General features: G+C 71.8%; 18 protein-coding genes and 1 pseudogene. 11 read left to right on the top strand and 8 right to left on the bottom strand.

All coding sequences use genetic code 11. The annotated features are described in order from the left end of the window. Positions 1 to 26: 26 nt before the first annotated feature. On the top strand, positions 27 to 1,514 hold the full coding sequence (locus OEIGOIKO_RS36730; protein ID WP_125057657.1) for a phytoene desaturase family protein: 1,488 nt from the start codon (positions 27 to 29) through the stop codon (positions 1,512 to 1,514). 4 nt (positions 1,515 to 1,518) lie between these two features. On the opposite strand, the gene OEIGOIKO_RS36725 is transcribed toward OEIGOIKO_RS36730, so the two are convergent. After that, positions 1,519 to 2,547, bottom strand: coding sequence for a helix-turn-helix transcriptional regulator (locus tag OEIGOIKO_RS36725; RefSeq protein ID WP_125057656.1), 1,029 nt, complete (start codon positions 2,545 to 2,547; stop codon positions 1,519 to 1,521). Positions 2,548 to 2,794: 247 nt separating this feature from the next. Here OEIGOIKO_RS36725 and OEIGOIKO_RS36720 point away from each other — a divergent pair, with 247 nt between their 5' ends. After that, a complete protein-coding gene (locus tag OEIGOIKO_RS36720) occupies positions 2,795 to 3,952 on the top strand; it encodes a Gfo/Idh/MocA family protein (RefSeq protein ID WP_125057655.1) in 1,158 nt (385 codons plus the stop codon). A gap of 222 nt (positions 3,953 to 4,174) precedes the next feature. Here OEIGOIKO_RS36720 and OEIGOIKO_RS36715 read toward each other — a convergent pair whose 3' ends face one another. After that, positions 4,175 to 4,606 carry a nuclear transport factor 2 family protein gene (locus tag OEIGOIKO_RS36715; RefSeq protein WP_125057654.1) on the bottom strand — a complete coding sequence of 144 codons (432 nt, stop codon included), beginning with the start codon at positions 4,604 to 4,606 and terminating at the stop codon, positions 4,175 to 4,177. Positions 4,607 to 4,650: 44 nt separating this feature from the next. Beyond that, positions 4,651 to 5,084: pseudogene (locus OEIGOIKO_RS36710) on the bottom strand (response regulator transcription factor); the annotation flags it as partial. Between OEIGOIKO_RS36710 and OEIGOIKO_RS43640 the strand changes: the two are divergent. Then, a complete protein-coding gene (locus OEIGOIKO_RS43640; protein WP_281288422.1) occupies positions 5,053 to 5,178 on the top strand; it encodes a hypothetical protein in 126 nt (41 codons plus the stop codon). The pseudogene OEIGOIKO_RS36710 and the gene OEIGOIKO_RS43640 overlap by 32 nt on opposite strands. 9 nt (positions 5,179 to 5,187) lie before the next feature. On the opposite strand, the gene OEIGOIKO_RS36705 is transcribed toward OEIGOIKO_RS43640, so the two are convergent. Further along, positions 5,188 to 5,991, bottom strand: coding sequence for an SDR family oxidoreductase (locus tag OEIGOIKO_RS36705; RefSeq protein ID WP_125057653.1), 804 nt, complete (start codon positions 5,989 to 5,991; stop codon positions 5,188 to 5,190). 693 nt (positions 5,992 to 6,684) lie between these two features. Here OEIGOIKO_RS36705 and OEIGOIKO_RS43275 point away from each other — a divergent pair. The 6 genes from OEIGOIKO_RS43275 (at position 6,685) to OEIGOIKO_RS36675 (ending at position 10,639) form a co-directional block, all read left to right on the top strand. Next, entirely contained in the window at positions 6,685 to 7,020 is a 336-nt protein-coding gene (locus OEIGOIKO_RS43275; RefSeq protein WP_125059441.1) for a substrate-binding domain-containing protein, read from the top strand. Next, positions 6,926 to 7,276, top strand: coding sequence for a YbaK/EbsC family protein (locus OEIGOIKO_RS43805; protein ID WP_125057652.1), 351 nt, complete (start codon positions 6,926 to 6,928; stop codon positions 7,274 to 7,276). Before OEIGOIKO_RS43275 ends, OEIGOIKO_RS43805 begins: the two co-directional genes overlap by 95 nt. A gap of 73 nt (positions 7,277 to 7,349) precedes the next feature. After that, the gene (locus OEIGOIKO_RS36690) at positions 7,350 to 7,535 is read left to right on the top strand and encodes a hypothetical protein (RefSeq protein WP_125057651.1); all 186 of its coding nucleotides are present in this window, start codon (positions 7,350 to 7,352) and stop codon (positions 7,533 to 7,535) included. Positions 7,536 to 7,775: 240 nt separating this feature from the next. Further along, positions 7,776 to 8,852: a class I SAM-dependent methyltransferase gene (locus tag OEIGOIKO_RS36685; RefSeq protein ID WP_125057650.1), complete on the top strand. Its 1,077-nt coding sequence runs from the start codon at positions 7,776 to 7,778 to the stop codon at positions 8,850 to 8,852. A gap of 1 nt (position 8,853) precedes the next feature. After that, a complete protein-coding gene (locus OEIGOIKO_RS36680) occupies positions 8,854 to 9,621 on the top strand; it encodes a hypothetical protein (protein WP_125057649.1) in 768 nt (255 codons plus the stop codon). A 19-nt stretch (positions 9,622 to 9,640) separates the two neighbouring features. Further along, positions 9,641 to 10,639 (top strand): hypothetical protein, encoded by a 999-nt coding sequence (locus tag OEIGOIKO_RS36675; RefSeq protein ID WP_125057648.1) that lies wholly within the window; start codon positions 9,641 to 9,643, stop codon positions 10,637 to 10,639. Positions 10,640 to 10,674: 35 nt separating this feature from the next. Here the strand turns inward: OEIGOIKO_RS36675 and OEIGOIKO_RS36670 are convergent, their stop codons facing one another. Both OEIGOIKO_RS36670 and OEIGOIKO_RS36665 read right to left on the bottom strand, forming a co-directional pair. After that, positions 10,675 to 11,367, bottom strand: a complete 693-nt coding sequence (locus OEIGOIKO_RS36670; RefSeq protein WP_125057647.1) for a LysE family translocator — start codon at positions 11,365 to 11,367, stop codon at positions 10,675 to 10,677. A gap of 32 nt (positions 11,368 to 11,399) precedes the next feature. Further along, the gene (locus OEIGOIKO_RS36665; RefSeq protein WP_170251962.1) at positions 11,400 to 12,131 is read right to left on the bottom strand and encodes an HAD family hydrolase; all 732 of its coding nucleotides are present in this window, start codon (positions 12,129 to 12,131) and stop codon (positions 11,400 to 11,402) included. Between the two features lie 759 nt (positions 12,132 to 12,890). Between OEIGOIKO_RS36665 and OEIGOIKO_RS36660 the strand changes: the two genes are divergently transcribed. Next, on the top strand, positions 12,891 to 17,465 hold the full coding sequence (locus OEIGOIKO_RS36660; RefSeq protein ID WP_125057645.1) for a HAMP domain-containing protein: 4,575 nt from the start codon (positions 12,891 to 12,893) through the stop codon (positions 17,463 to 17,465). Positions 17,466 to 17,544: 79 nt separating this feature from the next. After that, positions 17,545 to 19,977: a SpoIIE family protein phosphatase gene (locus OEIGOIKO_RS36655; protein WP_125057644.1), complete on the top strand. Its 2,433-nt coding sequence runs from the start codon at positions 17,545 to 17,547 to the stop codon at positions 19,975 to 19,977. Between the two features lie 113 nt (positions 19,978 to 20,090). Here OEIGOIKO_RS36655 and OEIGOIKO_RS36650 read toward each other — a convergent pair whose 3' ends face one another. Together OEIGOIKO_RS36650 and OEIGOIKO_RS36645 are read right to left on the bottom strand one after the other, a co-directional pair. Then, positions 20,091 to 21,257, bottom strand: a complete 1,167-nt coding sequence (locus OEIGOIKO_RS36650) for a serine hydrolase domain-containing protein (RefSeq protein WP_125057643.1) — start codon at positions 21,255 to 21,257, stop codon at positions 20,091 to 20,093. 146 nt (positions 21,258 to 21,403) lie between these two features. Next, on the bottom strand, positions 21,404 to 24,550 hold the full coding sequence (locus OEIGOIKO_RS36645; RefSeq protein WP_125059439.1) for a BTAD domain-containing putative transcriptional regulator: 3,147 nt from the start codon (positions 24,548 to 24,550) through the stop codon (positions 21,404 to 21,406). Positions 24,551 to 24,786 lie beyond the last annotated feature (236 nt).

Here is a 24,786-nt window from a genome sequence, read left to right as displayed (position 1 = left end):
GAGCGGGAGAGGCAGGGCGCAGACACATGACAGCGGATGTCGTCGTGGTCGGCAGCGGGCCGAACGGCCTGTCGGCTGCGGTCACCATGGCACGGGCCGGCCTGAGCGTCGCGGTGTACGAGGCGGCGCCGGACGCCGGGGGCGGACTGCGGACCACCTCCCTCTTCCAGGAGGACGTGGTGCACGACATCTGCTCCGCCGTGCATCCGATGGCCACCGCCTCCCCGTTCTTCCGGGAATTCGACCTGCGCGCGCGGGGCGTGGAGCTGCTCCAGCCGGAGATCAGTTACGCGCACCCGCTCGCGGACGGGCGGGCGGCGCTCGCCCATCACGACCTGGACGCCGCCTGCGCGGGCCTGGGGCGGGACGGGCGGGCCTGGCGGTCGCTGATGGCACCGCTGCTGGCACACAGCGGGCCGGTGGTGGATTTTGTCCTCAACGGGCAGCGCCGCCTCCCGGAGAACCTGCTGGCGCCGTTGCTGCTGGCACGGGGCATGCTCGGGCACGGCACACCGCTGGCCCGGCGGGCCTTCGCCACGGAAGAGGCGGCGGCGCTGCTGGCCGGCGTCGCGGCCCACGTGGTGGGCCGGATGCCCACCCTCGCGTCGGCCGGGACCGCTCTGCTGCTGGGCCATCTCGCGCACGGCACCGGCTGGCCGGTGCCGCGGGGCGGCAGCGTCCGGATCGCCGAGGCGCTGCTGACGGACGTGGCGGCGCACGGCGGTACGGTCACGACCGGGCAGCGGATCACCGATCTGCGGGAACTGCGGGGGGCACGGGCCGTGCTGCTCGACCTCGGCCCGAAGGAGTTCCTGGCGGTGGCGGGCCCGCTGCTGCCGCGCGCCTACCGGGCGGGGCTGCGTTCCTTCCGCTACGGCCCCGGCGCGGCCAAGGTGGACTACCTCGTGTCGGGCCCGGTGCCGTGGGCCGAGCCGATGGTGGGCCGGGCCGGAACCGTCCACCTCGGCGGGCGGCAGCAGGAGGTTTTCCGCCAGGAGTCGCTGACCGCGCGGGGCCGGCGCGGGCCGGCTCCGTTCGTCCTCGTGGTGGACCCGGCCGCCACCGACCCGGGCCGTACCGGGGCGAACGGGTACCGGCCCGTGTGGGCCTACGCGCATGTGCCCAACGGTGACCCGACCGACCCCGGCGACCTGGTGACGGCACGGATCGAGCAGTACGCGCCGGGCTTCGCCGACACGGTGGTGGAGCGGCGGTCCATGAGCGCCGCCGCTCTGGAGCGGTACAACCCCAACTACGTGGGCGGTGACATCGCCGCGGGGGCCATGACGCTGAAGCAGACGGTGTTCCGCCCGGTGCCGCGCTGGGATCCGTACCGCACTCCGCTGCGCGGGGTGTATCTGTGCTCCGCGTCCACCCCTCCGGGGCCCGGCGTGCACGGCATGGCCGGCTACCTGGCCGCGCGCTCGGCACTGCGCAGGGAGTTCGGGTTGCGCGCCGCGCCCCCGCTGTCGCCCGCCGGCCCGCACGGGAGCTGTCGGGCGCGAGCGGCCTGACGGGTCAGGCCGCTCCTTCTTGTGCCAGGTCGTCGTCGCCGAGCCAGCCCCGGCGGCTCAGTTCGAGAGCCGCCTGGAACCGGGTCTGTACGCCCAGCCGGTCGAGCAGGGTGGAGATCAGCCGGCTGAGGGTGCGCGGGGAGACACCCACTCGCCGGGCGATGGTCTCGTCCTTCATGCCTTCGGCCAGCATCCGGATCACCGCTTCCTCCACAGCGCTCAGCCGCTGGGACGAAGCGCCCTCCGCCGCGTGTGCGCCGGCCGCCGAAGCGGCCATCCAGCAGTGGTCGTACGCAGCGCGCAGGGCGGGCACCAGCTCGGTTCCGTGCACGGCCCAGAAGCCCTGCGTGCTGTTCTCCGGGTCCACCGGGACGAGCGCGAGATCCCAGTCGATGATCAGCATGCGCTGGGGCAGGTGGGAGGCGAAGCGCACCTGGGCACCCGCGTGCGCCAACTCCTTCACATGGCCCGAGACCAGGCGGTCGCCCGCCTGCTGGTGCAGGAACAGGGCACGGACGGCGACACCTGAACTCAGCATGCCCAGGCACCGCAGGAGCATTTCGTCCAGGAACTCGGCCGAGGACGTGGGGCCCCCGTGCATCAGCCAGACCTCCTGGCGCGCCACGTCGGCCGCACGGTCCAGGAAAGACTCCTCGTGCTCGGCGGTGGGAAGCGCTTCGATGGCCAGCGTACGGGCCGGGGACGAACGGACGCCCAGGTAGTCCCGTGCGACGGAGATCATGGCCTCACGTGTGTGCGCCAGTTGTTCCTGGTGCCGGGCGATCTGGTGGCCCTCCTGCGCGAACAACCGGCTCAGCGCGACCTCCGGCGCCACGACGGCATAGCCGCTGGACTTGCGGGGAGAGGGGCGTAACAGCCCGACGTTCTCCAGACCGTCCGTGGCCTCCTCGATCTCCTCCTCCGCGGCGCCCAGCAGGGCGGCGGCCTGACGTGTCGTCCAGCTTCCCTGCTGCAACGCGAGTTCGTAGAGCCGCTGTTGCAGCTCCTCGGGGGTCGGGTTTCCCCTCACCATCCTCGCTCCGATCCACAATCACGGCCCACCCCGGACAGTGGGGGACGGACTCAGCAAGCGATCATGACCCGAATGGAACCTTTCATGGCACACACATTCAGACAAGGCGGGATCCGGACACGTTCATGTTGAATCGCAAACAACAATACGTAATACGGTGTTTCGCCTCTGTGAATTGCCGTTCGCAACTGTTACCCTGCCCAGCCGCTCCGGGTGAGACACCCGGCCTGCCTGGCGGCCTGGCGCCATGGCCGGTCCCCGTAGCCGAAAGCCCTGCTCACCTCCCTCGGCAGCCAGAACAATGCGGGCAACGATCGCCGCTCACGGCAACACGGGCGGGCCCGCCCCTGCCGTGGCGCCGGAACAGGAAGTCAACTACGGAAGGGCTGTACCTGTGAACCGAGTCGGTGTTGCACTGGTCGGCCCCGGAGGCTTGAACCAGCGGCACGTCGAAGCCATCTCCCGCGTGGACGGCGCGGAGTTCCGCGGCGCCCTGCAGCAGAGCCCCGGAACCGGACTCCCCGGCCCCGCCGCCGAGTACCTCTCCTGGGAGCAGTTGCTCCGCGACAGCACCGTGCAGCTCGTGTCCTTCTGCGCCCCGGGGAGCACCCAGAGGCGACTTGCCCGGCAGGCCCTCGAAGCAGGCAAGGCAGTGCTGCTGGAGGGCATCGCGACCCACTCGACCGCCGAGCTGGACCAGCTCGTGGCACTGTCCGAGCAGGCCGGCCAGCCGGCCGGAGCCATGCTGCCCCTCCGGTACTGCCTCCCGCCGGACGTGTGGCACGGACGGTGGCGGAGCAGCGCCACGGCCACCGTGACGGTCTCGCGCTACCGTCCCCCCGCGCCTCCCGGGCAGTGTCCCCAGTGCGGTACGGCCGAGGCCTTGTCCAGGCTCGTCACCCGCCCGGGCACGCACTACCTCGACCTCGTCTGCCAGTTGCTCGGCCCGTCGGCCGACGTGCACGTCGAGGGCCTGCAAGGACCGGCAGGGGGCACCGGGGGCCGGGTGGCCGGAGTGGTGCGCTTCGCTTCCGGCGGCGTACTGAGCTTCTCGCTCACCTGCGAGTCCCCCACCCGCCTGGAGCGGGTCGCCGTCCTCGACGTGGACCAGAGCCTGATCATCGAGGACGGCCGCCTCGTCACCGACGGAGCCGACGGGCCCGTGGACCGGCCTGCCCTGCGCCTCCCGGAACTGCGCACCGAGGTGTACCGCGACATGACCGAGGCCATCCGCACCGGCCGGCCACCCCACCGGTGCCGGCTCTCCCGCACCCGGGCGGTGACCACGATCCTCGAACCGATGCACCGGCAGTTCGCGACCGTGCCAGGCGGTTCCGGCCAAAGTGCGGAGGCGATCCCGCCAGAAGACACGCACCGTCAGTACGTCGACCGGCGGCCCTTGTGATCACTAACCCGCCCATTCCGCCCTCTTCGACGACGCACGCTCCGGGCGGACGCCCGGCCGCCTCAGGCAGGTTGAGGCGCGGTCGTGGATGACTGAACAGTTGCTGCAGCACATCCGCCGCCGAGGCGGGGCGGGCGCGGGGTAGGCGGCGAGGAGCCGACAGCAGCAGGAGGAGGACGCGCATGGTCTTCAACAGCAGCCCCGTGGGCTGATCCTCCACAGTCACCCCGAGTCCGGAACGCGTTCCAGCCTCTCGTAGCAGTCGTAGTTCCGCTGGGCGCGGATCCTGCCGTCCCGGAACTCAAGGAAGACCGCGATGTGCGCTCGCAGTACATGGCCGGCCGGCAGGGTTCCCATCGGGACGGCGAGGGTTCCGGACCACGTCACCTCCACGGCTACCTGGTCGCCGGCCGCGACCGCGTTGTGGATGTCGAACCGCTGATGGCTGAGAAGCGCCCGGCCCCGCTCTGCGCTCTCCAGTACGTCGGACAGGCCGCGTCGGACGCCATCGGGGAACAAGGCGTTGGGAAACTCCTCCTGCACCACGTACTCGTCGAAGAAGCGGGCGAGTTCCTCGCCCACCGCCCCGTGGGCGACGGCTTCGTGGTAGCGGACAGCGGTTTCGACATGGGGGTGCGGTGGCAGACCCGGCATGGTGGACAGGGTAGTTGAGCTCGCCCGGCGAGGCAGCGGTCCGCTCAGCCGGTCAGGCCGGCGTCGTGGGTGAGGATGGCCAGCTGGGTGCGGTTGTCGAGGTCCAGCTTGGTCAGCGTCGAGGAGACGTGGGCTTTGACGGTGGCCACGCTCAAGAAGAGCGCGCGGCTGATCTCGGCGTTCGAGCGGCCCTGGCCGACCGCGACGGCCACCTCCTGCTCCCGGCGGCTCAGCCGGGTCGGTGCCGCCGGACGTGGGACCCGGTGGCGCCCACGTGCGCGATGAGCTGCCGGGTGACCGTCGGGGACAGGATCGGATCGCCGGCGGCGACCCGGAATGCGGCGTGCAGGATCTCGGCAGCCGGGGTGCCCTTGAGCAGGAATCCGCCGGCTCCGACGCCCAGCGCACGCAGCACGTGTGCGTCGGCGCGGAAGGTGGTCAGCACGATGATCTCGGGCGCTCGGGGCCGGGCGCGCAGCGGCTTTCACCTGGTCCTGGGCCGGCAGGTCTGCCGGCGCGCCGCCTCCCGCCAGGAGAGCCCCGCACGGTCGGTGGTCTGCGACAGCGGCTGACACCGGCGGCTACGCGAGGCCACCGTTGCTCATCAGCAGCTGACCGTTGATCCACTCACCCTCTCTGGAGCACAGGAAGTCCACCAGGTGCGCGGTGTCCTGCGGAGTGCCCAGCCGGCCGAGCGGGGCACTGCGGACACAGTGCTCCCGGACGTCCTCGGGCATCCAGCCGGTGTCGACCGGCCCCGGATTGATCACGTTGGCGGTCACTCCGAGATGGGCGAGTTCGTGGGCGGCGGCCAGGGTGATGCGGTCCATGGCCCCCTTGCTCGCCCCGTAGGGCAGGTTGCCGACGGTGTGATCACTGGTGAGGCCGATGATCCGGCCGGTTCCCCGTTCCGCGGCGAACCGGCGCCCGAACTCGCGGATGAGCAGCCAGGTGGCGCGCGCGTTGACGGCGAAGTGCCGGTCGAAACTCTCGACGGTGGTGTCGAGCAGTCCGGAGTCGACGGATTCGCAGTGACACATCACCAGCGCGGTGACGTTGCCCATCCGCTGCTCGACCTCGTCGAAGACGCGTGCCGGGGTGGCAGGGTCGGCGAGATCCGCCTCGGTCGCGAAGGTGGACGCGCCCTGTTCGGCGAGAGCTCGGCCGATCGCTTCGGATGCGCCCGGCTCCCTGCCCCAGCTCATACGATCGTCATAGGGACTCCAGCAGGTGAAGGCGATGTCCCAGCCGGAAGCAGCCAACCGGCGGGCGATGCCTGCGCCGATACCGACGGTGCGGCCCACGCCGGTGATCAAGGCGAGTGGCCGGCCGGCCGCAGGGCCTTGCCGACTGGCGCGTTCGTCATGGTCGGTGCTGGTCGTCACGGTCCGGAATCGTCCACGAACGTCACCGGACCGTCAATCGCTTTCCGCGTCCGCGCGTCTTCGTACCTCCGCGGCTTCGCACCTCCGCGTCTTCGCACTTCCGCCAGAAGCGAGGCCGAGGGGTGTTGCGATATGCGTTCTACGAGTGTTGTCCTCGGCTTACGGCGACCGCTCTTGGGATCCTGACGTGGTTGTATCGCCCACCCTGGAGCACGCATGCGCCATTTCGTCACCGCGTCAGCCTTCGTCACAGCTTTGGCCCTGTCCACGCCGTCCGCGATCGCGACACCGTCGACACCGATCCAAGGCGACGGGAAAGTCTGCTTCTACGCGGAGCCCCGGTACCGGGGCACGTCCTGGTGCTACCGCCCGTCGGGCTACGCCGAGGTACCGGATCGGCTCCACGGCCGTGTCCGGTCTTTCAAAGCCACCTCCAGTGTGATCGTGTACGCGATCGACCACGGCCGCGGCGGCCGGTGTTCCGCCCGGAGGATCTGGGTCGACTCCTGGTCCCCCGACTGGGCTTGGGGCAGCAGGATGGACGGCGTCGGTACGGACGATCAGGGCTGCCGAACCGGCTGAGGCATCGGCTCCGGCAGCGGGGCCAGATGCCGTTCGGTTCGGGGTTCGGGGGTCGTAGGCCCACAGTGAGCCGCCGCCTTCCGTGGACGCTTACGACGTCGTGCTGCGACGCTGCCGAGAAGCGGGGGCGACCGCCCTGTTCCAGCCCTGTTCGTCCACTCCGACAGCGGGGCCATCGACCTGCTGGGGCGGGCACGGGACCGCGGTCTCACCGTGCCCGGCGACCTGGCCGTCCTGCGGCGGCGAGGACCGGACGCGGGTGCGGTGACGGCCGCGCCGGCCGGAGCGGCCGTGGCGGCGGCCACCGGCAGGAAGGTCGCGACGGCCGCGGCCCCCGCGGCGGAGCTGCTGGCTGCCCGGTCGGCGCCATCGCCAACAGCCTCGTCTTCGAGGCCGACGGCGCACCGCTGCTCATCGTGGCCGGCGGCGGTCACCGGGTGGACCTGAAAAGGCGGCGGCCCACGTCGGCGTACGCAAAGTCCGCCGCGCCGACCCGGAATTCGTCCTGCAGGCCACGGGCCAGGAAGTCGGCGGCGTGGCCCCCGTCGGCCACCCCGCGCCACTGCGGACCCTGGTGGACACCGCGCTGGCCGACCACGACCGGGTGTGGGCGGGCGGCGGGGTGCCGCACGCCATGTTCCGCACCACTTTCGCGGAACTGCTCGCCCTGACAGGTGGCGAGGCCGTCGCCGTGGGCGCCTGACCGGTGCGGTTCGGGGGTTCGCTTACGTGCGCCCCCGTACCCGGGCCGAGTCCGGCGAGATTTCCGCGGAGAAATGATGTGGAGCACCGGTGGCAAGGACGTCGTGAAGGAGGAAGGCAACGTGCTCGCGACGTTGAGGAAATCGCTCAATTACGTGTACTCGGTGAAGCCGGAAGAGAGCTGCTTCTCCCTCACCCATGATTTGGCCTTCCCGGCGGCCGAAAGCGGCCTCCAGTTCTCGGCCCTGCCGTCCCGGTAGGACCGAGCCGGTTCCTCTCATCCCAACACACGGCGCCACAGGCAGCGTTGAGCGCCGGACCGAGAACGGCAGCCGGATCGCGTCATCTTCAATTACCTCATCGCCCGTCGGCCGAACAGACGACCTGCGCTGTCTCAAGGGGCGGTTGGTGCCAGTGTGGCTAGTTCGCTCTCTTGCGATGCTTACGTTCATGGGTCGGTGGCACGTGCAACTGCACACCGCAAGCAGCAAGGGAGACTCATGCACAGCAGTGTTGCGTCACCGAAGCACGAGTCCGCCAGCGACGGCCTGTACGCACCGGGCGTCGACCACTACACCTCGCCGCACCGTCGTGATCCCGTCAAGAAGCTCTGGGAGGAGCCGGTCACTTTCGCCATCCTGCAGGCCGCGCTCGCCGAGGTGCCGCAGCGGCAGGACCTGAGCGTGATGGACATCGGGTGCGGCGCGGGTGAGGGACTGCACCTGCTGCGGGCCCTGAGCGCGACCCGCGACCTGTCCGGTCTGCCCCGTCTGACCTACCGCGGACTCGACCTCGACGAGGGGCTGCTGAGCCTGGCGGCCCGCACGCATCACGAGGAGGACGACGCCGAGTTCTGGCACGGTGACGTCCGTACCGACCTGCCCGAGACGCCGTTCGACCTCTATCTGTCCTGCGGCGTGCCGTACTCGCACCTGACCGAGGACGAGCTGCGGGCCACCTTGACCCGGCTGTTCGACATCGTACGGCGCAACCACACCCGGTCCGTGGCCGTCATCGACGTGCTCGGCCGTCACTCCCTGGAGTGGCTGCCCCAGTGGGGCCGCAGCCGCTGGCCGTACCGGATGAGCTTCTTCCAGAGCGACCAGCAGACCCAGGACGTCCCCATGACCTTCTGGGACGCCCACCACCTCAACGCCTGCATCAGCGCGGCGGCGGCGGACGCGGGCTGCCGGGTCCAGCGCCGCCGGCTGTTCGACCGTTCCATCATGGTCGGCCGCCACACCGCCACCGGCCACTTCAACCCCGGGCTGCCGCCGTACCGCTCGCTGATCAACCAGTTGGAGTCGGGGACGATGGTGCCCTTGGAGCAACTGCGCGCCCCGCGGGTGCCGGACGACTCGCCCGAGGCGGTGCGGGCGTTCTTCGGCCGGTTCCGTGCCCAGTGGAACGCCGTCCTGGACGCGGCCGCGTCGCAGGCCCCCACGAGACTCCTGCCGCCCGACGTCGCCGGGCCGATGCTCGCCCGCGGGCTGCGGGCCGTCGAACACCGGCTGGCCTGCGGCCTGGGCGTCGGGCACTCACTGACCGCCGTGATCACCGTGAGCGAGAGGACGTGACATGCACCGCCTGCTCGAACGCCGCGAGCTGAGCAGCATCACCGGCCACGCGTACGACGTCGACGCCGTGTGCGACCTCGGGTACGCCCGCTACGAGCACGGCTACCCGGCGGACCTGCTCGCCACCGTCCTGGACGAGGCCCGCGCGCTGGCCCGTACCGAATGGGAGGCGCAGAGCTCCGACCGCTACCTGGGGCTGCGTCACCTGCGCGCCGCCCACGAGGCCATTCCGGCGGTGAAGACGCTGATGCACGACCGGGACCGGTTGCGCGCGCTGAGCGAACTGGCCGGTACGGAACTGGAGCCGTACCCGATCACCCGGGCCGCCTCGCACATCAACTTCTACCGTCCGGGCGAGGTGCCCATCGACCACCACACGGACGGGGCCGCCCTGGTCGAGCTGATCCCGCTGCACACCGCCGGCCCGGACCGGGGCGGCTCGACGCTGATCTTCCGGGGGAGCCCGGAGCGCGGCCGTCAGCTGCTGGCGCAGGGACGTCGGCTCGCCTGCGAGGAACACGCCGCCGTGCCGCAGCGCACCGGGCACGCGGTGCTCATGCAGGGGCGGCGGCTCCTGCACACCGCCCAGCCGCTCCACGACGGGGAGCGGATCACGTTGGTGCTGGTCATGCGCTCGGTCGCCGAGCCGTGGAAGGACGGCAACAGCCTGGCCCGGCTCCTGCTCGACGACCCGCTGGCGGCCGTGCACGACGAATGGGTGCGTGACCAGGAACATCAGGCGGCACGTTTCCGCGCCGCCGCCCGCTGACGTACACCGAGGAGGAGCAGTGACGACCACACTCGCCACCGAAGAGACACGCGTCGCGACGATCACCACCGGCCTGGACCGGCTCCGGCGGTCCCTGCACACGGGGTCCCGCATCGCGGCGCCGTACCGGGCCGCGGCGGAACCCGCCTGGCATTCGTCCTATGTCGCTCCCGCAGCGGAACGGCCTCCCGTCACGGCCCGGATGGCCTCGTTCGGCTACCGGGAACGCGAACTGCACGGCCGCGCGGACCTGGTCGACGACCTCGCCATGACCGGTCCCGTACGGCTGCTGACCCCGGACGGCGCCGCGGCGCTGCGCGGCATCTGCCAGAACCTCGAAGCCAGCGCCGTCCACAACGACTACGTCGTCTCCCGGCGCCTGCGCGGGGTCGAGTCCCTGTCCCCGTTCGTGCACGCCATGGTCCGCGACCCGGTCTTCCTGGACACCGTCTCGCGCCTGGTCGGGGTACCGCTGATCCCGCACCCGCTGCGCGACGCCGGCGTGCAGATCAACTACTACGAGGCGGCCGCCGACGCCTCGCGTGCGCCGCTGGTGGCCAAGTGGCACCTGGACGGCATGAACTACGTGTTCACCATGACCCTGTCGGACCACGCGGAGCACCAGGGCGGTGACTACATCTACTACCGCGGGCACCCGCGGGACTTCGCATCCCGGCGGGAGGAGATCACCGCGCAGGGGGCCCGGCACCCCGATGTGCACATCGCGCCGTTCCAGCACGTCGGCGACACCATGTTCACCCGGGGCAGCAGGGTCTACCACGCCGTCACCCCGGTCACCCGCGGCCACCGCATCACGCTCGCCGTCTCGCTGTTCTGCCCGCTCCTCGGTGACCAGGACGAGAACCGGTTCTGGCACAGCGCTCCCGACGACGGGCTGGTCCGCACCCTGAACAACTGGAACGCGCTGCGGCGCGCCGTGCGCCGCCCGGCGTCCTACTGCCGCCGCGAGGACATCCCGATCCGTCCGCTCGCCCGCCGTTCCGCGGCGCGCGACTGACCTTCCTCCCCGAGCGGCCCGCGCCCGCGGGCCGCTCACCGGTTCTCCGTCGCCAGCCAGCCGGCCAGGCCCCACATCGCGACGGCGGTGACCAGGTCTAGGCGCCGCCGGGTGCCGCTGCCGATCCCCGCTTTCTTCAGCCGGCCCCCGAGGGCGGCATATCCCCAGGCGCAGCAGAATTCCACCGCGATATAGGCGAGGCCCAGGGCCAGCAGCGGAGCGGTGACCCGGTGGGCGTCGCGGGACAGGAACTGCGGCAGGAATACGGCGAACAGGATCAGCGCTTTGGGATTCGTCACCGCCACGATGAACTCCTGCCGTGCGAGCCGCCAGCCCGGCGCCCTCCGGTGCGTGTTCTGTTCCTCTTCGGGGCCTTCCGATTGTCCGTTCCCGGCGTTTCCGGCGTTTCCGGGCCCGGGTTCCGGATTGTTCTTCGCGCGCAGTGCCGTGCGCAGGGTCTGCAGCCCCAGCCACAGCAGGTAGACCACCCCGCACCACTTGATGACGTTGAATGCCACCGCTGACCTGGTCAGGACGGCGCCCAGCCCGGCGGCCACGGCGATCACCATCAGGGTGAACGCGGTGAACCGGCCGAGCGAGGCGCCGAGCGCCGGACGTAACCCGTGCCGGACGCCGTTGCGCAGCGCCAGCAGCTGATTGGCCCCGGGCGTCGCGGCCAGCAGCAACGCGGAGGGAAAGAAAGCCGCCCATGAAACGTCGGAAAACATGAAGGACGTATACCCGTACCGGCTCGTGTCTCTCACCCGGGTGTTTTCCTTGCCCGGGGCGCCGTGACGGTTTTCGCCGCACCGATCCGGCGCAGCAGTTCCGGCGCGTCGAAATCCGTGTGTTCAACGGTCAGCAGCCGCCCCGAACGGACGGCCTGCGGACACCCGCGGGCGGCCGCGCCGGTGACCGCGATACAGCGCATTCCCGCCCGTAGAGCCGCGACGACCCCCGCGGTGGCGTCTTCCACGACCACACACGCGTCCGCCGGAACCGACAGCCGCCGTGCGGCCTCCAGGAAGACGGCCGGGTCCGGCTTGCCCCGGGGAACGTCCTCGGCCGAGACGCACACGCTGAAGAGCCGGTCCAGACGGCCGGCCGTCAGCACCGTGTCGATCACCTGGCGCGAGGACCCCGACGCCACCGCCAGCGGCACCCCCGCTTCGTGCAGGAGTTCGGCCAGGTGCACGGTCCCCCGGTGGAGCGGCACCGAGCGCCGCATCCCGGCCAGGTACAGCCGGTTGCTCAGCTCCAGCAGCTCGTCGGCGCCGGCCGCCACGCGGCGCGTCGCCACGACACGCTGCCACATCTCCCGCATGCCCACCCCGACGAACTCCGCGTGGTCGGCGGCGGTGAAGTGGTGATACCCGAAGTGCGCGAGGGCCTGTTGCTCCGCCGCGAGGTACGCGCTCTGGCTGTCGACCAGCGTGCCGTCCAGATCGAAGATCACCGCCGCCGGGGAGTCCGGTGTCGTCGCCATCGGCATCGCGCTGCCTTCCTTGTCGGTGACCGCGGCCGAGCCGCTGTTGCGCGTATGCCCGCGTGCACCCGACGCCCTCCCCCGTCCGCACCATGGCGAGAAAATTGGCGTGAACATGCCGTCCGAGCCCTGGCGCCTCCGCCCGCCGGGGGCACCGTCGGGCACACCGGTCTCCCTCCTGCGAGCGGAGCGCGAGCGCACGCTGACCGGCACACCGCCGCAGCACAAACGGCGGTAACCCTGACGGGCTACGCCGACGGCGCGAAAACCCGGATTCTCGGATCGCCGGACTGTTATCCTCTGCCGCTGTCTCCGGGCGTGGCCGCGTTTCCCGGCCGCCGAAATATCACCACGCCGGGCCTTCGCCCGTACACCAAGGGCCCGTTGCGCGTAACGCCTCGCCCGCACGGAACCGGAATGGGGCCCCGGTGCGCCGATTGTTCTCCGCCGCCTTCCTGGTGATTGCCATGACCGCACGCAGGAAGGCACAGGACATACAGGTGTGGCCGTCACCGCAGCGCCCGGCGCCGGCAGGAAGGCCGCTGCGGTGCACAGAATCAGGGTGCGGGTCCAGAAGCGCGCCGGGGCAAAAGTCAGCTTGTCATGCCTTCCGGTGTGTCACCGCGCGGTATTCTTCGGGTACTTGCCGTGCGGCAAGGTCACGAGGTGTCGGCGTGAGGCACAGGTGTGCGCGCCTTTGAGGCAGGGACCACAGCGCCGTCGTGCCCTGCGCAGGGGGTCCGGTAAGTGGAACGAGGTCGGGGCATGGCTGCAGAGACGGCGGACGACAACGCACGTCCGGTGTCGCGGACGAGGTCGGGGCGTACGGGAGGCAGGGTCGGGGAGCCGGATCTGCGGCAGCTGCTCGCGGGGCTGACGGCCGTTCGCGACGGGAACTTCGGGACGCGGCTCCCGGAGGACGACGGGCTGCTCGGCGAGATCGCGACCGTCTTCAACGGCATGGTCGACCAGCTGTCCCGGTTCACCTCGGAAGTGACCCGGGTGGCGCGCGAGGTCGGCAGCGAGGGCCGGCTCGGCGGGCAGGCCGAGGTTCCGGGCGTCTCCGGCACCTGGGCCGATCTGACCGACTCGGTGAACGTGATGGCCGGCAACCTGACCACCCAGGTGCGCGACATCGCGCAGGTGGCCACCGCGGTGGCCCGCGGCGATCTGTCGCAGAAGATCGACGTCGATGCGCAGGGCGAGATCCTGGAGCTGAAGAACACCGTCAACACGATGGTCGACCAGCTCTCCGCCTTCGCCGACGAGGTCACCCGCGTCGCCCGCGAGGTCGGCAGCGAGGGCCGGCTCGGCGGACAGGCCGAGGTGCCCGGCGTCGGCGGCACCTGGCGGGATCTGACCGACTCGGTCAACTTCATGGCCGGAAACCTCACCTCACAGGTACGCAACATCGCCCAGGTGACCACGGCGGTCGCCCGGGGCGACCTGTCGCAGAAGATCACCGTGGACGCCCGCGGCGAGATCCTGGAACTGAAGACGACCATCAACACGATGGTCGACCAGCTCTCCGCCTTCGCCGACGAAGTCACCCGCGTCGCCCGCGAGGTCGGCACCGAAGGGCGGCTCGGCGGCCAGGCTCAGGTGCCCGGCGTCGGCGGCACCTGGCGGGATCTGACCGACTCGGTCAACTTCATGGCCGGAAACCTCACCTCACAGGTGCGCTCGATCGCGGCGGTCGCGACCTCGGTGGCCCAGGGCGACCTGTCACAGAAGATCACCGTGGACGCCCGCGGCGAGATCCTGAAGCTGAAGAACACCATCAACACGATGGTCGACCAGCTCTCCGCCTTCGCCGACGAGGTCACCCGGGTCGCCCGCGAGGTCGGCACGGAGGGACGGCTCGGCGGACAGGCCGACGTCAAGGGCGTCTCCGGTACGTGGAAGGACCTGACCGAGTCCGTCAACGTGATGGCGGACAACCTCACGGCGCAGGTGCGGTCCATCGCCGAGGTCACCACCGCGGTGGCGCAGGGCGACCTGTCGCAGAAGATCCGCGTGGACGCCCGGGGCGAGATCCTGGAGCTGAAGAGCACCATCAACACGATGGTCGACCAGCTCTCGGCCTTCGCCGACGAGGTCACGCGGGTGGCCCGTGAGGTCGGCACGGAGGGCAATCTCGGTGGCCAGGCCACGGTGCGGGGCGTGTCGGGTACGTGGAAGGACCTGACCGACAACGTCAATGTGATGGCCTCCAACCTGACCGGCCAGGTGCGGTCCATCGCCCAGGTGGCCGCCGCGGTCGCCAAGGGCGACCTGTCGCAGAAGATCATGGTGGAGGCGAAGGGCGAGGTCGCCGCGCTGGCCGGCGTGATCAACACGATGGTCGACACGCTGTCGGCGTTCGCCGACGAGGTGACGCGGGTGGCGCGCGAGGTCGGCACCGAAGGGATGCTGGGCGGCCAGGCCCGCGTTCCGAACGTGGCCGGTACCTGGAAGGACCTGACCGACAACGTCAACTCGATGGCCAACAACCTGACCGGTCAGGTGCGCAACATCGCCCAGGTCACCACGGCCGTGGCCAACGGTGACCTGTCGAAGAAGATCGATGTCGACGCCCGGGGCGAGATCCTGGAGCTGAAGACCACCATCAACACGATGGTCGACCAGCTCTCCTCCTTCGCCTCCGAGGTCACCCGCGTCGCGCGCGAGGTCGGCAGCGAGGGGCGGCTCGGCGGACAGGCCGAGGTCGAGGGCGTGTCGGGCACCTGGAAGCGCCTGACGGAGAACGTCAACGAGCTGGCCGGCAACCTCACCCGGCAGGTACGGGCCATCGCCGAGGTGACCAGCGCGGTCGCCGAGGGTGACCTGACCCGCTCCATCACGGTGGACGCCTCGGGCGAGGTCGCGGAGCTGAAGGACAACATCAACTCCATGGTGCGGTCGCTGCGCGAGACCACCCGTGCCAACCAGGAGCAGGACTGGCTCAAGAGCAACCTGGCCCGCATCTCCGGGCTGATGCAGGGCCACCGGGACCTCGCGGTCGTCGCCGAGCTGGTCATGGACGAACTGACGCCGCTCGTCTCGGCCCAGTACGGCGCCTTCTACCTGGCGGAGGAGAACGGGCAGGGCACCGTGCTCCGGCTCGTCGGCGCGTACGGCCGGCCCGCCGGCAGCCCGGGGCACGACCGCTTCGGGCTGGGCGAGTCCCTGGTGGGCCAGGCCGCCCGCAGCCGCCGGACGATCGTCGCCGACGGCGTGCCGGCCGGCTACATCAGCATCTCCTGCGGCCTGGGCCAGACGGCGCCGGGCAGCCTGATCGTGCTGCCGATCATCGTCGAGGACCAGGTCCTCGGCGTCATCGAGCTGGCGTCCTTCACCCACTTCACACCGGTGCACCAGGACTTCCTCGAACAGCTTATGGAGATGGTGGGCGTCAACGTCAACACCATCGTCGCCAACGCGCGTACCGACGAGCTGCTGGACGAGTCGCAGCGGCTGGCCGGGGAGCTGCAGGCCCGCTCCGGGGAGCTGACCCGGCAGCAGGAGGAGCTCCAGCGCTCCAACGCGGAACTGGAGGAGAAGGCGGAGCTGCTCGCCTCGCAGAACCGCGACATCGAGACCAAGAACCTGGAGATCGAGCAGGCCCGGCAGGAGCTGGAGGACCGGGCGCGGCAGCTGGCGCTGGCGTCGAAGTACAAGTCGGAGTTCCTGGCCAACATGAGTCACGAGCTGCGGACGCCGCTCAACAGCCTGCTCATCCTGGCGCAGCTGCTGGCGCAGAACCCGACGCGCAACCTCACGCCCAAACAGGTCGAGTACGCGGGCATCATCCACTCCGCCGGCTCGGACCTGCTCCAGCTCATCAACGACATCCTCGACCTGTCGAAGGTCGAGGCGGGCAAGATGGACATCACCCCGGAGCGGGTGGCGCTGCGGCAGCTCCTGGACTACGTCGAGGCGACGTTCCGGCCGCTGACCACACAGAAGGGTCTCGATTTCAGCATCAGTGCCGCGGCCGGGGTGCCGGTGGACCTGCTGACCGACGACGCGCGGCTGCGTCAGGTCCTGCGCAACCTCCTGTCCAACGCGGTCAAGTTCACCGAGCAGGGCGGCGTCGAGCTGCGGATCGAGCCCGCCGCCGACCGGGAACTGCCCGACACCGTCCTGCGCGGCGGCCCCGTGGTCGCCTTCCGCGTCCAGGACACCGGTATCGGCATCGCCGAGCAGCAGCTGGACGTGATCTTCGGGGCGTTCCAGCAGGCGGACGGCACCACCAGCCGCAAGTACGGGGGCACCGGCCTCGGCCTGTCCATCAGCCGCGAGATCGCCCACCTCCTGGGCGGTGCCGTGACCGCCGAGAGCACGCCCGGTCAGGGCAGCGCCTTCACCCTCTATCTGCCGGTCGCGCGCGCCGACTTCCAGGAGCAGACCGGCGCGGTACCGGCCCAGGAGGCGGCGGCGCACGCGCAGGACGAGGAGCGCGAGAGCCAGCCGCGTACCCCCGTCGCGGCCCCCGCGCAGCCGCGCCGACTGCTGGTGATCGAGGAGCGGGCCCGCGGGCTGCTCTCCCATGTGGCCGACAGCGCGGTCGCCGAGTTCACCGGCGGCCAGGACCTGAGCGACCGTCAGGAGAACATCGAGGTCGTCTCCGCAGTTGGCGCCCAGGAGGCCGCCGGAGCGCTGGCCGCCGGGCCGTTCCACTGCGTGGTGCTCGACCTGGACATGGCCGACGGCGAAGCCCTGCGGTTCCTGGACGCGATGGACGGTGACGCCGCCGTACGGACCGTCGCCGTCCTCGCGCACAACAGCAGGCGCCTGGAGGCGGAGCAGGAACGCACCTTGCAGGCGCGCGCCAGCGCCCAGCCGCTGGAGCTGCTCTCCAGCCTCGACGAGTTGCGTGAGCGCATCGCCCTGCACCTGTCCGCCGAGCAGCCCGGTGACGTCCTGCCGCTGGTACGGCCGGAGGAGCCCGTACAGCACGCTCCGCAGCCCGTCGACGACAGCCTCAGCGGCCGTACGGTCCTCGTCGTCGACGACGACGCGCGCAATCTGTACGCGCTCAGCAGCATCCTGGAACTGCACGGCCTGAACGTCCGCCACGCGGAGGACGGGCGCAAGGGGATCGAGACGCTGATCGAGCATCCGGACATCGACCTCATCCTGATGGACGTGATGATGCCCGAGATGGACGGCTACACCGCGACCGCGGAGATCCGGCAGATGCCGGCCCACGCCCATCTGCCCATCATCGCCGTCACGGCCAAGGCCATGCCCGGGGACCGCGAGAAGAGCCTCGCCTCCGGCGCCACCGACTACGTCACCAAGCCGGTGGACACCAACGACCTGATCGCCTGTGTCCGCCGGTGGCTGACCTCCTGAGGGCGGTGCCCGGCCGACCGGGCGCCTCCCCCGACCTGCTCACGAAACGCACCTCTCGCCTCGAAGAATCGGCAGCATCATGAGCACTTATGAGCACGTCGGCACCCCGTCCGGGGACGGCGTCTCGCCGGGGTCCGGGTCCGGCCGGGACCAGGGCCCGGCCGACGCCCGGCCCGGTCAGATATCCGCTGTCGGCCGTCTGGCCGCCACGGTCGAGCGGCTGCGCAGCGAAGTCCAGGCGGCGCACGCCGCCGCCGACGGGCGGGCGCTGATCGAACTCGCCAAGGGCATCATGATCGAGCGGCTGCACTGCGGGCCGGCCCAGGCGACCCGGCAGCTCGCCGAGCTCGCGGAGCAGGCCGCGGTCTCCCAGCTGGAGCTGGCCGTGGACATCATCAACCAGGCGGCCCGCGACCGCGTGGCGGACCTCGCCGACGCCTTCCTGCGCCGCACCCGGGCCGGGCACGACGAGACGGGCCCGGCCGTCGCGGTGCGGCTGCGTACCGCCGAGAGCGCCGCGCTGGCGGCCGACGACACCCAGGCCGTCGCCGACTCCCTGCTGCAGCACGCGCTGGCTCCGCTGGGCGCGACGGCCGTCGCCATCTGGGCCGCGGGCCCGGACACGTCCCTCACCCTGGCCGGGCACGCGGGGTTCCCCGCCGACGAGGCGGTGCGCTGGCGCTACGTACCCCCCGGCGTGGTCACCGTCGCCCGCCAGGCGCTGACCGAACGGGACACCGTCCGGTTCGTCTCCCTGGCCGAGACGGGCATCCCGTCGATCGGCCGTACGCACCATCCGCACGGCGGCCGGGTGGCGCTGCCGGCCGGCACCGGCGGCCGCATCCACGGCGTCCTGGAGATCTGCTGGCAGCAGCCGCTCCCCCCGCAGCCGCCGGTGATCATGCGTCAGATCGAGGCGCTGGCGCAGCTGTGCGCGCACACCCTCGAAGGCACCCCGGAGGCGCGTGGGCACGGCCTGTCCGCCGCCCCGCACTCCCCCGCCGTGGCCGAGCTGGTGGACTTGGCGGACGGGCTGCACGACCCGGCGCTCGTCCTCACTCCGCACCTCGCGGCCGACGGTCACCTGAGCGACTTCCGCATCCACCACGTCAACGGGCGCTTCATGGACCCGGCGGGCCGCCCCCGCAGCTTCGTCAACGGCGCGCTGCTGCTGGAGGCGTACCCGATGGCCGCCGACGAGAGCGAACTGTTCGACAAGGTCCAGCGCGTCTACGCCACGGGAGAGCCCTTCCGCGCCCAGCGGACGACCCTGACCGCGCTGGTGGACCAGGTGCCGCTGGCCGCCGTCGCCGACATCAGCGTCAGCCGGCACGGGGACAGCGTGCTGCTCATCTGGCGCATCGAGGACGAGACCGCCCGGCTGGCCAGCCTCCTCCAGCACGCCCAGCGCCTCGGCCGGATCGGCGGCTTCGAGGAGAATCTGCTGACCGGCGAGATCACCTGGAACGGGCAGCTCTTCGCCCTGTACGGCCGGCCGGCCACCGACGCCCCCGTGTCCCTGCACGAGCTGACCGCCCACGCGCACCCGGACGACAGCGTCGCCATCGGCCGCTTCCAGCGCGCCGTGCTGCACCACCGGCGCCCGGCCTCGGCCAGCTTCCGCCTCCGGCGTCCCGACGGCGTCACCCGGCACATCCGGGTGATCGCCGAGCCGGTCCTCGACGCCGACGGCGGGCTGCTCTCCGTACGCGGCGCCTACCAGGACATCTCCTCCCAGCACTGGACCGAGGTGGCGCTCGCCGCCACCCGCGACCAGCTCGCGCACACCGAGCAGCAGTCGGCCGAGCGCAACCGCCTCGCGCTCCAGCTCCAGCAGGCCATCATGCCGCCGAGCCGCGGCCCCATGGACGCCCCGGGCCTGCAGATCGCGGTGCGTTACCGGCCCGCGGAGACCGAGTCCCTGGTGGGCGGCGACTGGTACGACGCCGTCGTGCTGCCCTCGCAGCGCGTGCTGCTGTGCGTCGGTGACATCGCGGGGCACGGCATCGAGGCAGCCACCGGCATGGTGGTGCTGCGCAACGCCCTGCGCGGCCTCGCCGTCACCGGGGCCGGCCCCGGCCAGCTGCTGTCCTGGCTGAACATCGTGGCCCACCACCTCACCGACCAGGTGTCCGCCACGGCCGTCTGCGGCGTGTACGACCCCTGGACCCGCACCCTGCGCTGGGCGCGGGCCGGGCACCTGCCGCCCGTGCTGGTCCGCGGTCACGAGGCGAGCAGGCTGCCGCTGGTCCGCGGGCTGCTCCTGGGAGCGCTCCCGGAAGCCACGTACGAGGAGGCGGTGCTCCAGCTGGAGGCGGACGACACCCTCCTGATGTACACCGACGGCCTGGTCGAGCGGCGGGACACCGCCATCCACGAGTCGCTGGCCCAGCTGCTCGCCACCGCGCAGGCTCCGGCCGCCTCTCTGGAGCACCGGCTCGACCGCCTGCTGACCCACAGCAAGTCCGACACCGACGACGACACCTGCCTCATCGGCGTCCAAGTGGTCTGAAAGCCGTGTGGTGGCCGGGGCGGCGGGCGCCCAAAGGTGCCGTCGGGGCCGTCCGGTGAGGAGACCGGCGCCGCCCCGCCCTCCGTCGGCCGGGGCGATGCCGGTCTCCGCCGTCACACCCCCGGGACGGCCGGGAGGCCGAACTGCGCCTCCAGGGTCCGGAAGAGGACCTGCCAGCTCTTGAATTCGATGTTGGTGTGCAGGGCGATCGTCTGTTCGCCGTCGGGGGTGCCGACGGCGGCGAAGTGGGAGCCCTGCATGCTGCCGCCCAGGCCGCGGAGCGTGTGGCCGCCGGTCACCGCCGGGTCCAGTTCGAAGACCCCCAGGCCGTACGAGGCGTGCGGCATCCAGTGGGCGCCCTCGGTGGAGACCAGGGACCACATCGCGCGGTGCTGGGGTTCCGGCAGGAGGCTGCCGGAGACGAAGGCGTTGCACACCTTGATCATCTCGCTGGTCGTGGAGACGACGTTGCCGGCCGACCAGGCCCAGGAGCTGTTGTACTCGGTGGTGTCCAGGAGCGGCAGGCCGGGCTCCTCGAACATCGACTTCCAGTTCTCCGCGGTGACGTCGGCGGGGTCGACGCCGTCCTTCAGGAACAGGCTGGAATACGCCCGCGGGTACGGCTCCGGGTAGCCGGTCTCGTCGGCGGGGCGCACATAGGTGTGGGTCAGGCCGAGGGGCTCGGCGATGGTGCGGGCGACCTCCTCCGCGTAGGTGTTGCCGGTGACCTTCTCGATGATCATGCCGGCGAGGTAGAAGCCGCCGTTGGAGTAGGCGAAGGCCGTGCCCGGCTCGTGGAGGGGAGGCTGGGACACCGTCAGGGCCAGCAGTTCGTCCACGGTCCAGGAGTCGAAGCGGTGCTCGGCGAACTTGGAGCGGGTGGCGTAGCGCTCCGACAGCTCCGGCGCGAGGCCGGTGATGAACAGTCCGCCGGTGTTGCTGAGCAGGTGCCTGATGGTGATCTTGTTGCCGTCGTAGCCGTTCACGTCCAGCGCGCCGGGCAGCCACTTCTCGACCGTGTCCGCGATGCTCAGCCGGCCCTCGGCCTCCAGCTGGAGCACCGTGGCGGCGGTGAACGCCTTGGCGGCGCTGCCGACGTGCAGGTGCTCGCCCTCCTGGCGCGGGCGCCGGGACTCGATGTCCGCGACGCCGGCCGATCCGAACCAGGTGCCGTCCGCGTCCCGGACCTCGGCGACGATGCCGGGCACGTCCACCTCGGCCACCAGCCGGTCGAGCACCTGCTGGAGCTTCTCGCGCCGGATGGTCACGGAGTTCGTCATGTCGGTTCCTTCCCCTCGGGCGCCGCGGTCCCCTCCTGGGGGCCGGCTGTCCGCCCTCTTCTCGGTACGGGGAAGACGGTGCCGCCCGGCGATGACAGGGCTCTGACCGTCCGCTGACAGCGCGGCCGGGCCACCGTCAGGGGCCGTCAGCCGCCGTCGGCCACCGGCCGCAGACGGTCGAGCGCCTCCTGCCGCGGTGTGGCGGCGCCCCGGCCGTACGCCGTGTCGTACGCCGCGCGGCCGAGCCGCCGCACGAGTTCGGCGGTGAGTTCGCGCAGCTCGGGGTCGCCCTCGTCGAAGGCGCCACGGATGGCTCGGCTCGTGCCGAGCGCGGTGGCCGCGCCCGCCGCGTCCCCCTCCGCCAGCAGCAGCTTGGCAAGCTGTTGCGCCGCCGGTGCGACGTCCCGGTGTGCGAAGGCGGCTTGTACGGTCCTGGGCAGCAGCTCCCGTGCACGTACGGCGTCACCGGCCGTCAGAAGGTTCGCCATCCGGGCCGGCACGGTCCAGTCCGCCACCGCCTCGTCGGCCAGGCAGGCCGCGCGGCCGACCGCCGCCATCCGGTCCAGCTGCCGGTCGGCCTCGTGCAGTTCCCCGGCGCGGCGGTGCAGGTCGGCCCGGCAGGCCAGGGCCCCGATGCGCAGGAGGTCGTCGCCGCGGTCCCGGGCCGCCTGTTCGGCGGTGTCGATGTCGTACCGCGCGCTCGTCAGGTCGCCGCCGCGCATCCGCTCGGCGGCGAGCCCGAGCCGGTACTGGATCTCGTCCCGGGGTACGAGGGCGAGTCCGCGCCGGTAGGCGGCGACCGCCTGGTCGTGGTCGCCGCGGACGGAGTGCACCTGCGCCGTGCCGGCCAGCGCCATCGCCGTGCACCAGGGGTCGCCCGCCGCCTCGAACTCGCGCAGGGCGGCAGTCGTGGCGCTCGCCCGGCCTGCCCAGTCGCCGCGGTCGTGCCGGGTGAAAGCCTCCACGAGGTACGTGCACCCGACGGCCCAGCGGTCCCGGCGTCCGCGGACCTCCCGCATCAGCTGTCCCACCAGTTCGTCGAGGCCGTACAGAAAGCCCGTCGGCAAGATCACCAGGAGCAGCATCGGATAGCGCTCCAGCGCCCCGGTGCGCGCGCACTCCTCGATCAGGGCACGCACCCGCTCGGCGTCGGGGGCCGGACCGCCCGTGCCGGTCAGGAGGCGGATCGCGGTGAAGGCGGTACGGGCGTCCTCGGGCAGCGCGTCGCCCAGTTCGCACACCCCGGCCACGAGGGCTTCGGCCCGCGCGTCGTGGCGCAGCGTGTTCCAGTACCAGTACAGCGGGCCGAGGAGCCGGGTCGCGGCGTCCGCGTCCCCTGCGTCGACGGCCGTCCGCAGCGCGAACACCAGGTTGTCGTACTCGGCGGTGAACAGCGCGAAGGAGTCCTGCTGGCGGGCGGAGCGCAGCAGCGGCTCGTGATGCCCGGCCACATCGGCGAAGTGCCGCACGAGGCGGTCCCGGACCGCTTCCCGCTCGCCCGCCCGGAGGAGCCGCTCCGCCGCGTACGCCCGTACGCTCTCCAGCATCCGGTAGCCGTCCCCGGCCTGTTCCACGAGGGACTTGTCGACCAGTGAGCCGAGGACGTAGGGGACGTCCCCGGCCGTCAGCGGCCCGCCCGGACAGACCGCCTCGACGGCCTCGGCGCCGGTCGTCGCCGGAAAGACCGCCATCCGCCGGGCCAGCGCCTGCTCCTGGCCGGTCAGCAGTTCCCAGCTCCACTCGATCACCGCGTGCAGGGTGCGCTGGCGCGGCTGCGCCGCCCGGTTGCCCGTGGACAGCAGCCGGAACCGGTCGTCGAGCCGCCGGGCGATCTGTTCCGCGCTCATCGACCGCAGCCGGGCCGCGGCCAGTTCGAGGGCGAGCGGCAGGCCGTCCAGCCTGCGGACCACCTCGGTCACCGCGCCCAGGGCGGACGCGTCGGGGGTGAAGCCGGGGCGTACGGCCGTCGCCCGGTCGACGAAGAGCCGTACGGCGGCCGACGCGGCGGCCTCGGCCGGGTCCGCGCCCCGGGGCGGCAGGGGCAGCGGGCCGAGGCGGCAGAGCGACTCGCCCATGACGTCCAGGGGTTCCCTGCTGGTGGCCAGGACGGTCAGCCGCGGGCGCCGTTCGAGGATGCCCTGCGCGAACGCGGCGACGGCGTCGACGGCCTGCTCGCAGTTGTCCAGGACGAGCACGGCCTCGCCACCGCCGAGCAGTTCGGCCACCTGGTCCAGCGGTTCCGTACGGCTGTCACCGGACGGCCGTGGCGCGTGCGGGGTGCTGAGCGTCCCCAGCACCGCGTCGGCCACCTCGTCGGCCCCGCGCGCTCCGGCCAGCGGGACGAGCCACAGCCGGCCCTGCCGGTGGGCCCGGTGCCGGGATGCCGCCTCCACGGCCAGCCGGGTTTTGCCCACACCGCCGGGTCCGACGACCGTGACCAGCCGGGACGTCCCCAACAGCCGGTCGAGCAGCGCCGTCTCACGGTCCCGGCCGACGAACGAGGTGAGCCGGGCCGGCAGCCGGCCGGGCGCCGGACCGGACCGTACGGCGGGCGGCTCCGCGCCGCCGCGCAGCACGGCGAGGTGGGCTTCCCGCAGTTCGGGCGACGGGTCGACGCCCAGCTCGTCCGCGAGCCTGCCGCGGACGTCCTCGAACACGGCCAGCGCGTCGGACTGCCGGCCCGCGGCGTGCAGGGCGCGCATGCGCAGGGCGGCGAGCCGTTCCCGTAGCGGATGGTCCGCCGACGCCGCCTCCAGGTCGGCCAGGACCTCGGCGTGGCGGCCGAGCCGCAACTCGGCCTCGCAGCGGTTCTCGAACGCCGTGTTCCGCAGTTCCTCCAGCCGGTCCCCGGCCGGACCGGCGAACGGAGCCTCCCTTACGTCGGCCAGCGCGGGCCCCCGCCACAGCGCGAGCGCCTCGCCGAGCAGCGAGGCCGCTTCCTCGGGCGCCCCCGCGGCGAGTTCGCGTCCGCCGCGGGCCGCCAGCGCTTCGAAGCGGGCGGCGTCCACGTGCTCTTCCGGTACCGCGAGGCGGTAACCGGCTCCCGACGATTCCAGCAGCTCGCCGTCGGGAAGGGCTTTGCGCAGCCGGTAGACCAGTGCGTGCAGCGAGTTGAGCGCGTCGGCGGGAGGCCGCGTGCCCCACAGGCCGTCGATCAGCGCGGCGGGTGTCACCAGGTCGCCCGCCGCCAGCGCAAGTCGGCTGAGCAGCATGCGTGGTCTGGCGCCCCCGATGCCGACCGGTGTCCCGTCGCCGTCGAAGACCCGTACCGGTCCGAGCACCGCTATCCGCATTCCCACCGGCTCAGTATCCCGGACCGGTGGGCGCGCGGTGCGGCGGGGAGCGCCGCCGACGCGGCGGCCGGTGTGCCGTTCACGGTGTCCGCCGGGCCGGCTTTTCCCTGCAATGCCCTCTGGGGAAACATTCACGCAACGCACCCGCTCTCCGGGTTCGCGCGTAACCACTGTTCATGCGGCGGCCTTTCGGCAATGCTGGTCCGGCCGTGTCTTTTCCGGCAGCGAGCCGACTC

The sequence above is a fragment of the Streptomyces paromomycinus genome, from assembly GCF_003865155.1.
In the GTDB taxonomy this organism is placed as follows: domain Bacteria; phylum Actinomycetota; class Actinomycetes; order Streptomycetales; family Streptomycetaceae; genus Streptomyces; species Streptomyces chrestomyceticus.
This window is presented reverse-complemented; position numbering and strand designations above follow the sequence as displayed.

Excerpts from the sequence above, each read along its gene's own strand:
- OEIGOIKO_RS36730 (WP_125057657.1), top strand. The coding sequence starts at position 27 with ATGACAGCGGATGTCGTCGTGGTCGGCAGCGGGCCGAACGGCCTGTCG.
- OEIGOIKO_RS36680 (WP_125057649.1), top strand. The coding sequence starts at position 8,854 with ATGCACCGCCTGCTCGAACGCCGCGAGCTGAGCAGCATCACCGGCCAC.
- OEIGOIKO_RS36725 (WP_125057656.1), bottom strand. The coding sequence starts at position 2,547 with ATGGTGAGGGGAAACCCGACCCCCGAGGAGCTGCAACAGCGGCTCTAC.
- OEIGOIKO_RS36655 (WP_125057644.1), top strand. The coding sequence starts at position 17,545 with ATGAGCACTTATGAGCACGTCGGCACCCCGTCCGGGGACGGCGTCTCG.
- OEIGOIKO_RS36720 (WP_125057655.1), top strand. The coding sequence starts at position 2,795 with ATGGCCGGTCCCCGTAGCCGAAAGCCCTGCTCACCTCCCTCGGCAGCC.
- OEIGOIKO_RS36650 (WP_125057643.1), bottom strand. The coding sequence starts at position 21,257 with ATGACGAACTCCGTGACCATCCGGCGCGAGAAGCTCCAGCAGGTGCTC.
- OEIGOIKO_RS36715 (WP_125057654.1), bottom strand. The coding sequence starts at position 4,606 with ATGCCGGGTCTGCCACCGCACCCCCATGTCGAAACCGCTGTCCGCTAC.
- OEIGOIKO_RS36665 (WP_170251962.1), bottom strand. The coding sequence starts at position 12,131 with ATGCCGATGGCGACGACACCGGACTCCCCGGCGGCGGTGATCTTCGAT.
- OEIGOIKO_RS36690 (WP_125057651.1), top strand. The coding sequence starts at position 7,350 with ATGATGTGGAGCACCGGTGGCAAGGACGTCGTGAAGGAGGAAGGCAAC.
- OEIGOIKO_RS36645 (WP_125059439.1), bottom strand. The coding sequence starts at position 24,550 with ATGCGGATAGCGGTGCTCGGACCGGTACGGGTCTTCGACGGCGACGGG.
- OEIGOIKO_RS43640 (WP_281288422.1), top strand. The coding sequence starts at position 5,053 with ATGATCTCGGGCGCTCGGGGCCGGGCGCGCAGCGGCTTTCACCTGGTC.
- OEIGOIKO_RS36685 (WP_125057650.1), top strand. The coding sequence starts at position 7,776 with ATGCACAGCAGTGTTGCGTCACCGAAGCACGAGTCCGCCAGCGACGGC.
- OEIGOIKO_RS36670 (WP_125057647.1), bottom strand. The coding sequence starts at position 11,367 with ATGTTTTCCGACGTTTCATGGGCGGCTTTCTTTCCCTCCGCGTTGCTG.
- OEIGOIKO_RS36660 (WP_125057645.1), top strand. The coding sequence starts at position 12,891 with ATGGCTGCAGAGACGGCGGACGACAACGCACGTCCGGTGTCGCGGACG.